We start from the raw sequence: 14178 nt of genomic DNA on the forward strand, positions 1-14178 counted from the left end.
CTCCTTGACGGTCAAAGGGGCAAGTGCCACCCACCGACAAAATATGACAACTTGTGTCAGGTGCTGCCATGCGACCTATGTCGCTGGCGATGACGAGCCGGCTCATGTTGCTTCCTGCCACCGACACGGCTCCTCACCGTAAAGCCGTATCGTGGGACTGGGCGAGACACCCTATCGGCCTGAGATACAGAAAATAAATCCATCAATATCAACATATTGAGTGACATGACGAGTAACGAGTGCGGAACGTGACGCTCGCGTGCCCCACGATGTCCTTCGCGTGCCATGCCGGACAGCCATGGTGATGAGTGCCATTTTCGCTGCCGACACTAGACTTATTGATCATCCAAAGTTGTCAATATTTGTTTGATCAGTCATCTCAAGCCCCCTATAGTGATCTCGGAAACCCCATCAGACGCACGTGTCGACTGATCACTCTGGCCAGGCACGTTGCCGAGAGCCGAGCCTCCTTACCCATAGACTGACGACGGACGCCATATGACTGCCATTACTTCTACCGAGCACGCCAGCTACGCCGAGCTCTCCTCCGTGACCCGCGAGCGTTTGATGCGCGCTTCCACCGCCTCTCTGCACACCCTGCTCTTCAAGCGTGGCCTGCGAAACACCTTCATCCAGAACGTGGTGCAGATGAACCGCAAGACGACCCACATGGTGGGCCAGGCCTTCACACTGCGTTATATCCCGGCACGTGAAGACATCGACACCGTCGCCGCCTTCCGCGACCCCAAGCACCCGCAGCGCCTGGCGGTGGAAACCGTCCCGTCCGGGCATGTCATGGTGTCTGACTGCCGTCAGGATGCCTCGGCCGCCAGTGCTGGCAGCATCCTGCTGACCCGCCTGGAGTATCGTCAGTGCGCCGGTTTCGTCTCCGATGCCGGTATCCGGGATTCCGGCGCCGCTGCCGAGATGAACCTGCCGATCTTCTGCGCCAAGCCCAGCGCCCCGACCAACCTGACCAAGCACCATGCAGTAGAGTTGCAGGTGCCGATCGGTTGCGGCGGCGTGCCGGTCTTCCCGGGCGACGTGCTGGTGGGCGATGCCGATGGCGTGATGGTCATCCCGCTTGAGCTGGCCGACGAGATCGCCGAGGAAGCCAGTCAGATGGAAGATTTCGAGGATTACGTGCTGGAGAAAGTCCGTAACGGCACGCCCGTGATCGGCCTGTACCCGCCGACGGACGAGGCCCGCGCAGAATTCGAACGCTACATGGCAGCCAAGCAGTAATCTGCATGTCGCCCATACCGTCTTGTCCACGGTAGCCCCGGACGACAGGTCACGCCGGCCTGTCGTCCACCGCCCCTCCTGCATCAATGCGTATCGAGTGACCACAACCATAACAACACTGGAGTCGTGCCATGCTCTGTCAAGACAATCGCCAAGACACCCGTCAAGCCAACTCACGTTGTCTCACGCCGAGCGCTCGCTCAAGGACCCGCTCCCGTTCACTGCTGGCGTTGCTCGCCCCGATTGCCCTGTCCGGCATGGTCGCGGCCTCGCCCTTCGTCAGCACCGGTGTGCAGGCCGACTATCCGGTGCGTGACATCCGACTGATCGTGCCGTGGCCCGCCGGCGGCGGCGCCGATGCCATCAGCCGCAAGATCAGTAACCTGGCCGAGCAGGACCTGCCGAAATCGATCTACGTCGAGAACATCGGTGGTGCCATCACCGCCACCGGCCTGATGCAACTCAGCAAGGCCCGTCCGGATGGCCATACCGTCGGCGTGATGACCTATGACAGCATCATCACCCTGCCTCGCGGCAACCTGGTGCCCGGCTACTCGCTGGACCGCATGATTCCCTTCGCTCGCATCACCAAGGAAGCGGACGCCATCGTGGTATCCAAGCAATCCGGTTTCGAGAATTATGAGCAGCTGATCGAGGCGGCACGCGCCAACCCCGGTACCGTGCGTATCGGTGTCGCCCCGCGAGGTTCCGGCCCCTACCTGGCAGTTCGCCGCCTGGAAGCCGCAGCCGGTGTCGAATTCAATGTCATCACCTATCCGGGCTCTTCCACCGCCGAAGCCGAGGCCCTGCTGTCCGGCGAGATCGACGGTGCCATCTCGAGCCTGGGAGACTTCTCGGGCATTCTGGAATCCGGGGATGCCCAGGGCATCGTCGAATTCTCGTCAGAGCAGAACCCCGCCTACCCGGAAGTGCCGCCGATGAGTGAACTGGGTGGCAATCTCGAGACCGGCAGCTTCATCGTGCTGGCCGTGCCCAAGGGCACGCCGGATGAGGTAGTCAGCACGCTGGAAAATGCCTACCACACGGCCTACGAGACACCGGAATTCCAGAAGTGGATCACGGGCGTCGGCGTCACGCCCAGCTGGCTGGGCGGCGATGAGGTCAATGCCTGGATCGAGGATTACCAACAGAAGACCTTCACCGCCATGGATGAACTCGGCCTGTAGACGCGCCGGCAAGCGGCACCGCTGAGTGTCGATGCCACTCGACGTCTACCCGTCCTCCTTCACTTCCATCGTCAAGCGGCGTCCGGCAACGGGCGCCGTCAAGGAATTCTGTCATGTCCTCATCCGCTTCCCCTCCCCGACGCCACTGGTTGATCAGCGGGGCGACACCGCTGACGCTGGTCATGACGGCCGTCAGTGCGCTCTATCTGATCAGCGCCTTCCAGATGGCGCCGCCATTGGACAATGGCCGCCTGACGGCCTCGTTCTTCCCTGCCCTCATCGGGTGCATCGCGCTCGTGCTCTGCGTGGCCCAGCTGGTCAGCCAGCACCGCGCCAGCCGCGGCGCTGCAGCGGATGACGGCAAGGAGTCTTCCACGACGGACGGCGACGCCAGCGCACCGCTGTTCTCACCGGCGCTGCGCCTGATGCTGGTGACCGCCCTCTATATCCTGGCGTTTTCGCACCTGGGGTACCTGCTAGCGTCCGCGCTCTATGTCTTCAGCGTGATGCTGCTGTTCTCGGGGCGTGAGAAATGGATCAGCAAGGCATTGATCGCCTGCGCCATCTCCGCACTGGGCTATCTGCTCTTCGAACAACTCTTCAATGTCCACCTGCCGACCTTCGAGCTGTCCGCTCTCGTCGCCACGAGTGGAGGATGACGCATGGAATTCATCGCTCAGGTATTTTCAAGCTTCGCCCTGCTGCTGGACCCGGTCATCCTGTTCTACGTGGTCGCCGGATTCGTCATCGGCACCATCTTCTCGGCCATCCCGGGCCTGACCGCCACCCTGGCGCTCGCCCTGCTGTTGCCGCTGACCTATAGCCTGGACGTGACTACCGCCCTGATGGCGTGTGCCAGCATCTACATGGCCGGCATGTGCGGCGGCAGCATCACCGCCACCACCATCAACATCCCCGGCGCGCCCTCCTCGATGATGACGGCACTGGAAGGCTATCCCATGCAACAGCGTGGCGAAGGTGCCCTGGCACTGGGTCATGCCTCCTTCGGTTCGATGGTCGGCGGTAGCCTCGGCGCATTGCTGTTGATCGTGCTGGCACCGTTCATCGCCGAGGCCTCACTGCTGGTCAAGACCACCGGCAAGTGCGCACTGATCGCCTTCGCGCTGATCGTGATCGTGGTCGCCCAGCGCGGCAACATCCGCAAGGCCGGCATCACCGCCTGCCTGGGGCTGATGCTGGCGACGATCGGGTTGGACGCCATGCAACCACTGGCGCGTTTCACCTTCGGCATCAGTGAGCTGACTGCCGGGATCGACCTGATGCCGGTCATCATCGGCACCTTCGCCATCAGCGAGCTGCTGATCCAGGTCGGCAATCGCAAGAAGGACGCCGCCATCCGCCAGCAGCTCAAGGCCAGCCAACAGCTCAAGCGTCGTGATTTCATTCCGCCGCTGAGCGCCATTCGCGAGATCGGCATCGGCTGCTATCTGAAGTCGACGCTGATCGGCTACATGGTCGGCACCCTGCCCGGCGCAGGTGGTTCGATGGGCGGCTTCCTCGCCTACGTGGAAACCGTGCGCACCTCGAAGAAGCCCGAGAGCTTCGGCAAGGGCAATCCCCAAGGCATCGCCGCCGCCGAAAGTGCCAACAATGCCGTCTGTGGTGGCGCTCTGGTGCCGATGCTGACATTCGGGATTCCGGGCGACCCGGTCACGGCCATCGTGCTGGGCGTACTGGTGATCAACGGCATCCAGCCGGGGCCGCAACTGATGGCGTCACAATCCGGACTGATCGCGCCGATGCTGGCCTCGCTGCTGTTCAGCGCCCTGATCCTGATTCCCCTGACGCTCTATCTGATGGGCCCCTACTTCCTGCGCATCGTCACCATCCGCAAGGACGTGCTCTACGGCGCCATCGCATTGCTGGCCGTCGTCGGCAGCTTCGTGGCCACCTACTCCGTGTTCCAGATGATGATGACGCTGGTGCTGGGCATCGTCGCCTACCTGATGCGCAAACATGATTATCCGGTGATCACGCTGCTGCTCGGCTTCATCCTTGGCCCGAACCTGGAAGAATTCCTGCGTCGCGCGCTGACGCTCTCCAACGGCAACCCGATGACCTTCATCACCACGCCGGACAGCCTGTTCTTCGTCGTACTGACGGTCGTCTTCGTCTACTTCCTCGGCATTCGCAAGCCGGTGCAGTTGAAGAAGTCAGCTGTCGAGAAAGCGGCTTCATCCTCCTGACTCAAGTGGAAACTATCGGCTCAGTTATCAACGAAAATGGCTGATAATGAAACATGATAATTGCTTCATTATCAGCCCAGTCGCTGCCGGAAAGACGACATCAAAATTCATGACTCGATCAGCGATAAATCAGCGTAGGCAGCCACAAGGACAGCCCCGGCACGAAGGTTACCAACATCAGCACCAGAATCAAAGGAATCAAGAAGGGCATCGTAGCAGATGCACAGCGCTCAAAAGGCACTTTCGATACTTGCGACAACACGTAGAGCACCAATCCAACAGGAGGGGTCAATAGACCAATCATCAGATTGAGCACCATGATGATGCCGAACTGAACTGGATCGACACCAAGACTCACGGCAATCGGCAGCAAAACCGGTACTAGAATAGTGATCGCCGCGATGGTTTCCATGAAGCACCCCACCACGAACAGAATTAACGTCATCAACAGCAGTATCGCTGTTGGGCTTGAGGTGAACGCCAGCATCCAGCTAGCGAAGTTCTCAGCCACGTGATGGCTCGTAAGTAACCAGGAAAAGACTGATGATGCAGCGATGATCATCATGATGATGCCCGTCGTTTCAATCGTTTCCATACTCACGCTGATCAACCTCTTCCAAGACAGCGTGCGATACACCAACGCGCCCAGCATCATCGCATAGATGACCGCAGCGATGGCCGCTTCTGTCGCGGTAAAGATACCCAGTACGATTCCACCAACGATGATGAGCGGCGTCATCAAAGACAGAAATGCACGGCAGAAGGTATGCCAGACTCGATGCAAAGCAAAACCGATATCACGCGGATACTGATAACGATGTGCATACCATGCCACCATCAGCATCAGCGCTCCTGCCATCATCAGACCGGGAATCAATCCTGCAGCAAAGAGCTGGCCGATCGACGTTGATGCCATGACCCCATAGATGACCAGCGGCAAGCTCGGAGGAATGATAGGACCAATGGTAGAAGAAGCCGCAGTAATACCCACACTAAAGCCGGGGTCATACCCTGCCTGGCGCATGGCTTTGATCTCGATGGCCCCCAACCCGCCAGCATCAGCGACTGCAGCCCCGGACATGCCCGCGAAGATGACAGATGCACCGACGTTGACATGCCCAAGCCCACCGGGCATCCATCCGACAATGGCTCTGGCAAAATCGAAGATACGACTGGTAATGCCAGCAGAATTCATCAAACTTCCCGCCAGCACAAAGAAGGGAATCGACAACAGAGGGAAGCTGTCCATTCCACCGACCATTCGGTGCATCACTATGAAGTCTGGCACCCCCCCCTCTACCAAGATAGCTGCCAGCGACGATGCCCCCAACGTCACCATTACAGGGAATCCCAGCACGAGCATCAAGAGAAGAGAGCCGAAAAGAACGAATAACGTCATGATAGCCCCTTATTTTTCAGTGCTGGCGTGAGTACGAAGCCAGTCCTTCGGGCCCCGGCACATGATGACTTGCCCAGCCAGACGAATAACCATGATTGCGATGCTGAAAAGCACGATGCTGTAAAGCGCCTCCATGCTGATGGCTATCGAAGTCATCTTCTGCGCACTCATCAGCGGCAGTATCTTCCAGGTCACCCAGCCCAACATGGCGAAGTACACCAGCTGGCCAATATCCATCAACCAGATTATTACGGCGGAAGCTTTCACGGGTAAATAGCGATAGAGGAGCTCTAGCCGGATATGACTACGCTTGCGAACCCCTATCGTCGCTGCCATGAATCCGACGCAGATCAAAAGATAACGCGCCACTTCTTCGGTCCATCCCAGTGAGGATGACAGGATATATCGACTAAAGAATTGCGCAAATACCACGCCAGCCATACTCCAGAACACGAGCAAGGTTAGCCCATCCTCCAGACCGAAATTGCGCCATAAGAATGGGGCCTCATCTTCCTCAAACGCTACTTCCAGCTCGCATGATTTCTGCCCTATATTTTGATCGGGCACGTGACAGTTCCTGTCGAGCGGAACGAAAGCTCTCTTGTTCATGTCTTTAGCCTTGTGCGAGGTCATTTCAACGCCTGGAGACGATCGAACTCTTCCAGAGTCCAAGTTGCTTCATCACCATTGAGAGACGGTAGGGTCAATTCGCGAAAGGCATCACGATCAACATCAAGAACCTTCACTCCTTGCGCCTTGAACCAGTCAATTGAGGCCAGCTCCTGCTCACGCACATCCGCCGATACCTTCTGCGCCACCTCTCCCAACACCTCACGGAAGATCGTCTTATCTTCGTCCGGTAGTCGATTGAAGAAAGGCCCTCCGGCAACGATAAGGTTGGAGCCTGTGACATGGCCGGTCAGGTCGATATAGTCCTGCACTTCGTAGAATTTCTTGGCACGAATGGTCGGCAACGGATTTTCCTGAGCATCGACCACGCCTTGTTGTAGCGCGAGATAGACCTCAGAAAAGGCCAGGGGAGTTGGCCGGGCGCCCACGGCTTTGGGGAACAAGCTATAAATGGGTGCGTTGGGGACCCGGATCTTCAGGCCTTGCATATCGGCAGGTTCGATAATCGGTTTATTTGAAGTCACGTGGCGCTGGCCGTAGTAACAATCACCGAGAATGACGTTCCCGCCAGAAGCCTTGGTATACCCTTCGCCGAATTCCTGGAATAGATCGCTTTGGGTATAAGCCTGCCAGTGGGTGTAGTCACGAAAGACGAAGGGGGCATCGGACAAGGCCAGAGGGCCGTATGTCTGTGCTGCAAAGCTCTGCCCGGTATAAATGATATCGACTGTCCCCAGCACTAGGCCTTGGTTTATCTCGACCTCCTTTCCCAGAGTCGAAGCAGGAAAGATGTCCACTTTATAGCGGCCATTAGTCCGTTCCCCAATTTGCTCAGCCCCCCACTCAGCCCAATGATGGTAGGCTTCTGATGGCTCATATACATGGGCCCACTTCACAGTTTGTGTCGCCTGCGCTCCTGTAGCCCAGATCATGCCAATGGCAGCGGCGAGAGGAATAAGCGTTGTTTTTATCATTGAATTCGCTCCAATTATCATGGCTTCTACATCATGGGTATCAGCGGGCCAGTAGTGACCTCACCGTTTCGCTCATCGAGGAATCTGAGCAAGGCCTGGCGTGACCTCTCTAGGTATCTATCCGGGCATGTTCCTAGTGCACAAGGCCCAGACGGCGTTCTGTCGTGCCTCCCTTTCTCCAATCGACAATTGACCTACGTCAGTTCAAGGACGATGGCTGGAATTCTTCCGTGACAAGGCGATGAAGTCTGCACAGCGACTCTCCAACACTTGAGCGGTGAAGCATCGAATGTACGCAAAAAGAATCGCCGCCCAGTCACCATGACCTGCATGTCATCGGGATGACCCAACAAGTTAGGCGATACCAGCGGCATATCAGCCGGATGAGCAGAGCGCAGCCTGACACTACCGCGCGCCTTTGGTTTTATGACGACGGTAGTAATCGTCATGCCATAGCCATCCTTGGCGAAGTTCACAGCATCACTATCCAGATAGACAGTTGGCACACAGAATGCCTGGATAGAGGGTAAATCTTGCGGGCCACCAGGATTCACGAAGGTACCTGCCTCGACACCGGCCGAGGCTATCGGACCGCCCCCGAACATCTTGAACTGCAAGCCATTACGTAATATCCGCAAGCTTTGGCCTTGCCTGTAATACCTGCTTCGTGACCGGGAGTACGCAGTGATCGGCACTTCAGGGTGATCGATGAGATTCTCGCCCACATCGGGAAGCTCAACCTCAATATCGATGTCCAGGCGTCGAAGTTCATCACCAGACCTGAGACCAGAAAGCTTCAGCAGCTTTGGCATTACTAGAGCACTGGCCGCTAGAATCACCTCCCCCCTTACCTTGATGACTTGCACGCTACCTTTATGATCTCGGCATTCCACCCCAATGACTCGACCATTAGTGATTAGGAAACACTGAACTTCGGCATTGAGCTTAAGAGTCAAATCAGGATGATGGCGCAGACAAGCAGTAGAACATCTCTTGCCTGCTCGATTCATGAACTGGTAGAACCCGACACCAGTCTGGCAGGTACCATTGAAATCGGAAGTAAAAGGCACGCCAACTGTCTGCACCGACTGCGAGAAAAAGCGCGACACCACATCAACACGCCCAGGGTCAGATACCTGTAAGGGCCCTCCCTGGCCATGATAGAAATCATTCAGCTGATCGTTATTTTTCAACTCTCGGAAATAGGGTAAAACTTTCTTAAAGGGACAACCCGCACTAACACTATTGTTAATCAGCTGTTTATGCCAACCACTGTAATCATCAGGGCGACCACGCATGTAGGCCTGTGCGTTTACTGATGTACCACCGCTCATAACATACCCTTGGTGGATGTCGTGCACGCCCACCCAGCGAGATGTTCCTGCGGCACTGTCTGGTGATAGCGCATGAATATGGAGTCATTGGTCATTTTGAAGATGCCCAGAGGCATATCGAGCAAGGGATGATGATGTGAATGCCCAACTTCAGGCAGCAGCACGCAGGCGCCCTGCTCACGAACCAGCTTCACTGCAACCACGCAGGCGCCCTGCTCACGAACCAGCTTCACTGCAACCACGCAGCATGTAGCTCCCCCACCGACGACAATACGATCAAACGTAGTCACTCATTCTCTCCTGCAAAAAAAGTACTGCGTACAAAATCCCAAGATGCTCCGAGGTGGGTAAGCAATGCCTGCTCCGCCTGGTCTGGATCCCTCATCAAAATCGCTTGATAAATGGACTGGTGTGCTAGGAAATTTCCCTGGTTACGCTCGCGGCTGCGAGGCATACGACTCCACTGTGGCGCTAGCCATTCCACAAACCCGCTATGGATGGCTGGAAAGGCCGAATTTCCTGAAATCGTGTAAAGCACATGATGGAAAGCAACATCCGTTGCATAAAACTGCTCTGAGTTCTCAATTGCTGCCTGGTTAGCATCCAACGCATCCTTCAGACGCTGGATATCATTCTTGTCCGCGCGGGTCGCCGCATCACGCACAAGCATGCGTTCAAAAAGCACCCGAACCTGATAGAGATCATGTACGCCACGCGAGTTGGCCAACATATGTTTTATCACCGAGCCTGCCGCATGCATCGCAGCATCTGCGTTCGGGCGGCACACGATAGGTCGATGACGAGGTCGACTCTTAAGGAAGCCTTTAGCCGTCAAGGCAGTGATTACTTCACGAATCACGGTCCTACTCGCACTGTACCGCTCCATCAATGTCCGCTCCGCCGGTAATGGCCGACCTTCGGTCAGCTCCCCCGTCATAATCGCGTGCTCAAGTTGCTGACTGATCGAGTCTGCGCTGCGTATGCTCATTCCAAACCTCACTTATCGTCATACCAAATTAGTGCAAGAAATTTAAACCAACAACTACGACCAAAAGATAATATCGAAGCACACAAACAATAAAATCAATAAAATCATGATCATGCATAAAAATATACATTAGTCTTATTCTTCACAGCTTGCCATGCCAGACTCGAGTGAACTAAATATGGTCATACCAAAAAAGGAAAGCATATGGATTTCACGAATTTCGGCACCACTCCACTAGCTGCCCAAATGTGGATCAACGGTCAATGGGCACGACGGATAGAAGGAGACATTTTGCCGTCGGACCTACCCAACGAGGAAATCCAGATTCGCTCTCTGCCTGTCGTGGGCGTGCTTGGATTGACATCCTGGAGCTACCCAGCGGCTCTCGCTGCCAGGAGGGCTGGCCCAGCACTGATTGCCGACGGTACTTTCATTCTGCTGGGCCATGGCATCACACCTTACGCTGGGCTATATCTCGACCAGCTCTCTAAGCGTGCGGGCCTCCCGCCGGGAGTTAAAGCATGACGACAATCACCGGCCTTGAGTTCCAGCTGTTTCGAGTTCCTCTCAGCGAGCCCATGGGAGATGCCAAGCACGGTATCCATACGGTGTTCGAGCTCCTCACTGCCACTATCGACACCGAAGAGGGTTATCGAGGTACTGGCTACACCTATACCGGAGGTCGTGGTGGACATGCCATTCTGGCCGTGCTGGAACATGACCTTGGCCCATGGCTGCTGGGCCGCGACAGCAAGGATATCGCGACTTGCTACGAAGACATGCTGTGGCGCGTCCACTACGTGGGACGTGGAGGAATTGCCAGCTTCGCTATTTCGGCGCTGGATATAGCCTTGTGGGACCTCAAGGGACGCCGTACTCAACAGCCGCTATGGAAAATGGCCGGCGGCAAAAACCAACGGAGCCGAATCTACTACGGTGGAATCGACCTCAATTTCTCTGACGAGAAACTGCTGGCAAATGTCCGTCACTACCTGGAGCAGGGTGCCCAGGCCGTCAAGATAAAGGTTGGCCGGCCCCAGCTGGAAGAAGATCTTGCCCGAGTCGCGGCGGTTCGCGCTCTGATCGGCCCTGATCGCACGCTCATGGTCGATGCTAATTACGCACTCAATGTCGATCAGGCGATCGAGGCGGCCCGTGCTTTTTCGCCTTACGATCTTCTGTGGTTCGAAGAGCCGACCATTCCGGACGACACGCTCGGATATGCAAAGATTGCTGAGGTTACGGGCATGTCACTTGCCATGGGGGAAAACCTGCATACCTCCCACGAATTCGGTCATGCCATCGAGCACGCAAAACTGTCCTATATCCAGCCCGACGCCTCAAATTGTGGCGGTATTTCCGGCTGGCTCGATGTCGCCAGGCATAGCCATAAGCATCATATTCCTGTCTGTAGCCATGGCATGCAGGAACTTCACGTCAGCTTGGTCGGCGCTCAGCCGAACGCAGGCTGGGTAGAAGTTCACTCCTTCCCGATTGATCAATACACCCACCGTCCTCTCGTCACTGCCGATGGTCACGCCATCGCCCCGGAGACTCCGGGAATCGGCGTCGAGTTCGACTTTCAGCGACTTGCTCCTCATCGGGTCCGGGCCATCCGGCTGGCACCAGAGCATCGCTAAACTCCAAAGAAAGGAACGTTGAAATGCAAAACCCTAGTGCTGTCTATCGCGGTAACCAGAAATTCGCCATCGATGAAACGTCCATCAAGACTCCCGAGGCTGGCGAAGTCCAGATCGCCGTCGCGTACTGCGGTATCTGCGGCACCGATATGCATGCCTATCTGGGCCATATGGATGGACGCATCGGCGAGACTCGCGTGCTGGGCCATGAGATGTCAGGTCGAATCAGTGCAGTCGGTGAAGGTGTCACTAATGTCTCACTCGGGGATCACGTGGTCGTGCGACCGCTGGATGACTGCGGTGATTGCCCCGCCTGCAATGCTGGCCATTCGCACATCTGCCACAATCTCAAGTTCATGGGGATTGATACCGATGGCGCGCTCCGTCGTTATTGGACAGTGCCTGCGCGCCTGATCCATCGCTTGCCCAGTGGTATGAAGCTTGACGCGGCAGCTCTGGTCGAACCAACTGCCGTTGCTGTTCATGATGTCCGCCGTTCTCGTCTCGAAGCTGGTGAAAGTGTTGTCGTCATCGGTGGGGGCCCTATTGGTACCCTGATCGCATTGACTGCCAAGGCACGCGGAGCGGAAGTGATCATCTGTGAGATAAATCCTCAGCGTATTGCCTTGGCACGTGCCATGGGTCTTGATGCACTCAGCCCTCTGGACATCGATATCAATCTCGAAATTCAGCAGCGTACCAACAACAAGGGCGCCGATGTCGTCTTTGAAGTCTCTGGCAGCCAGGCAGGCGTTGACCTGATGACAGAAGTTGCAGCGGTCCGCGCCCGGATCGTCATGGTAGCTATTCATCCCAATCGTCCCCAGATAGATCTCTTTCGTTTTTTCTGGCGCGAGCTCGAGCTTCTGGGTGCCCGTGTCTATGAACCTCAGGATTTCGACGATGCGCTGAACTTGCTGGCCGCAGGGGCGATCGATGCCAACGCCATCATCACCGATCGACAGCCCCTCTCCTCCATTGATCAGGCCTTTGGAAATCTATCTGGCAATCCCGAAGCACTTAAGACACTCATCTCCATCGACGAAGAGGCCTCAGCATGAGCGTATTGAGCGCCTTCGATTTGAGTGGCAAGACAGCTGTCGTCACCGGCGCCAGTCGAGGAATCGGTGCCGCAATGGCTATTGGTCTAGCTGAAGCAGGTGCAAATATCATCGGCGTCAGCGCCAGTATCACTCAAGATGGCGATGAGGTAGGCGAGCGTATTCGCGCACTTGGCCGTCAGTTCACTGGTATCGCCTGCAATTTTTCAGACCGCGCAGCAGTGCATCAACTAGCTGAGCAGTTAAACATCATTCAGGTAGATATTCTGATAAACAACGCGGGAACCATCGAGCGCGCACCTGCCACCGAGCATTCCGATGAATTATGGGACAAGGTAATCGCAGTAAATCTGTCGTCTCAATTCATATTGGCACGGGAAGTGGGCAAGCAGATGGTGGCCCGCGGTAGCGGAAAAATTATCTTCACCGCCTCATTGCTCTCGTTCCAGGGGGGGATCACCGTACCAGGCTACGCGGCCAGCAAGGGTGGCATCGCACAGCTGGCCAAAGCCCTTGCCAATGAATGGGCAGCCAAAGGTATCAATGTGAATGCCATCGCACCGGGCTATATCGCCACGGATAACACCGAGGCATTGCGACAGGATAAAGGGCGCTCGCGCGATATTCTCGCGCGCATCCCTGCAGGACGATGGGGCAAAGCGGAGGACTTCGTGGGCCCGGTGGTTTTCTTAGCCTCTACAGCCTCGGATTACATTCACGGCACTATCTTGACCGTCGACGGCGGCTGGATGGGACGCTAGACCTTCCGTTAGTGTTCTTCTTGACTGCAACTCCCTGCCCCCTATGAATGTACGATATATGAAAATGCCCTCAGGGCTGCTGTGGGCATTTTCATACTTAGAATGCAGGTTCACATACAGTCGCACTCCCTCCAGCTCTCCTGTTCAGCTTCGGCATATTGATGCTTGGCCGATTGTAGCCGTCTGCTGACTGCTCTATCTTCTAAATAACACTTGGGGGCCTCATGGACCTAATACGGGTCGATGAGCAAGTGCTGCTCTATATCGGCGGATACGCCAATGTCTGCATATCGCCGTCGCTCTGAGATGATCAGGGCCCCGCTATGACGGCACATCGTACAAAAGCGATAGCTGCCGAAGAGTTCAACCCCACTCCTATGTGGGCTCTTCCCTTGCCTAAGCCAAGACCCTGCTCTCTGGAGAGATCGACATTACCGCCTCGAGGCTAAGGGACTTATCCGAAGTTTTGATTCTAGTGACTCACAAAAATCTCCTTCGCGTATAACCGGCCTACCAATAGATGCAGTCAATAAACAAGCTAAAAGGGAAACTGAAAACTTGGTTTCTCCTCGATCTGACGGTGGTGTTTGTCTAATTCCTCGGTATTCGCAAGCCAGTACAGCTGAAGCAGGCCACGAACAAGAAAGCAGCTTCGACAGGCTGACCGTCCCTTCGAAGCCAGGCTTCAAGGAAGGCGTCACTCACCAGAAAATGCCCGGTGCCTTTCGGTACCGGGCATTCTTGTTTTCTAC

General features: G+C 56.1%; 13 protein-coding genes. 7 read left to right on the plus strand and 6 right to left on the minus strand.

Annotation, left to right across the window (positions count from 1 at the left end):
• Nucleotides 1-498 precede the first annotated feature (498 nt).
• The 4 genes from QD172_RS02710 (at nucleotide 499) to QD172_RS02725 (ending at nucleotide 4639) form a co-directional block, all read left to right on the plus strand.
• Nucleotides 499-1245, plus strand: coding sequence for a ribonuclease activity regulator RraA (locus tag QD172_RS02710; protein WP_077377604.1), 747 nt, complete (start codon nucleotides 499-501; stop codon nucleotides 1243-1245).
• Nucleotides 1246-1376: 131 nt separating this feature from the next.
• Nucleotides 1377-2432: a tripartite tricarboxylate transporter substrate binding protein gene (locus QD172_RS02715; RefSeq protein ID WP_279854831.1), complete on the plus strand. Its 1056-nt coding sequence runs from the start codon at nucleotides 1377-1379 to the stop codon at nucleotides 2430-2432.
• Between the two features lie 113 nt (nucleotides 2433-2545).
• Nucleotides 2546-3091, plus strand: a complete 546-nt coding sequence (locus QD172_RS02720) for a tripartite tricarboxylate transporter TctB family protein (RefSeq protein ID WP_077377607.1) — start codon at nucleotides 2546-2548, stop codon at nucleotides 3089-3091.
• A 3-nt stretch (nucleotides 3092-3094) separates the two neighbouring features.
• A complete protein-coding gene (locus tag QD172_RS02725; protein WP_279854832.1) occupies nucleotides 3095-4639 on the plus strand; it encodes a tripartite tricarboxylate transporter permease in 1545 nt (514 codons plus the stop codon).
• 118 nt (nucleotides 4640-4757) lie between these two features.
• On the opposite strand, the gene QD172_RS02730 is transcribed toward QD172_RS02725, so the two are convergent.
• From QD172_RS02730 to QD172_RS02755, 6 genes are all read right to left on the minus strand, one after another.
• Complete coding sequence (locus tag QD172_RS02730; RefSeq protein ID WP_279854833.1) at nucleotides 4758-6038, minus strand: TRAP transporter large permease; 1281 nt, start codon at nucleotides 6036-6038, stop codon at nucleotides 4758-4760.
• Nucleotides 6039-6047: 9 nt separating this feature from the next.
• Nucleotides 6048-6605 carry a TRAP transporter small permease gene (locus QD172_RS02735; protein WP_279854834.1) on the minus strand — a complete coding sequence of 186 codons (558 nt, stop codon included), beginning with the start codon at nucleotides 6603-6605 and terminating at the stop codon, nucleotides 6048-6050.
• Between the two features lie 62 nt (nucleotides 6606-6667).
• A complete protein-coding gene (locus QD172_RS02740) occupies nucleotides 6668-7642 on the minus strand; it encodes a sialic acid TRAP transporter substrate-binding protein SiaP (protein WP_279854835.1) in 975 nt (324 codons plus the stop codon).
• 194 nt (nucleotides 7643-7836) lie between these two features.
• Nucleotides 7837-8976 (minus strand): GMC family oxidoreductase, encoded by a 1140-nt coding sequence (locus QD172_RS02745; protein WP_279854836.1) that lies wholly within the window; start codon nucleotides 8974-8976, stop codon nucleotides 7837-7839.
• On the minus strand, nucleotides 8973-9266 hold the full coding sequence (locus QD172_RS02750; protein WP_279854837.1) for a hypothetical protein: 294 nt from the start codon (nucleotides 9264-9266) through the stop codon (nucleotides 8973-8975). The genes QD172_RS02745 and QD172_RS02750 overlap by 4 nt, the downstream gene beginning before the upstream one ends.
• The gene (locus tag QD172_RS02755; protein WP_043334202.1) at nucleotides 9263-9964 is read right to left on the minus strand and encodes an FCD domain-containing protein; all 702 of its coding nucleotides are present in this window, start codon (nucleotides 9962-9964) and stop codon (nucleotides 9263-9265) included. Before QD172_RS02755 ends, QD172_RS02750 begins: the two co-directional genes overlap by 4 nt.
• A gap of 521 nt (nucleotides 9965-10485) precedes the next feature.
• Here QD172_RS02755 and QD172_RS02760 point away from each other — a divergent pair.
• From QD172_RS02760 to QD172_RS02770, 3 genes are read left to right on the plus strand one after another with little or no spacing between them, the layout of a single operon-like run.
• Nucleotides 10486-11604, plus strand: coding sequence for a mandelate racemase/muconate lactonizing enzyme family protein (locus QD172_RS02760; RefSeq protein ID WP_279854838.1), 1119 nt, complete (start codon nucleotides 10486-10488; stop codon nucleotides 11602-11604).
• Nucleotides 11605-11627: 23 nt separating this feature from the next.
• Nucleotides 11628-12665 carry an alcohol dehydrogenase catalytic domain-containing protein gene (locus QD172_RS02765; RefSeq protein ID WP_279854839.1) on the plus strand — a complete coding sequence of 346 codons (1038 nt, stop codon included), beginning with the start codon at nucleotides 11628-11630 and terminating at the stop codon, nucleotides 12663-12665.
• Nucleotides 12662-13426, plus strand: a complete 765-nt coding sequence (locus tag QD172_RS02770; protein WP_279854840.1) for an SDR family NAD(P)-dependent oxidoreductase — start codon at nucleotides 12662-12664, stop codon at nucleotides 13424-13426. Before QD172_RS02765 ends, QD172_RS02770 begins: the two co-directional genes overlap by 4 nt.
• The last annotated feature ends 752 nt before the right edge of the window (nucleotides 13427-14178 follow it).

Source organism: Cobetia sp. 10Alg 146 (assembly GCF_029846385.1).
Taxonomy (GTDB): domain Bacteria; phylum Pseudomonadota; class Gammaproteobacteria; order Pseudomonadales; family Halomonadaceae; genus Cobetia; species Cobetia marina.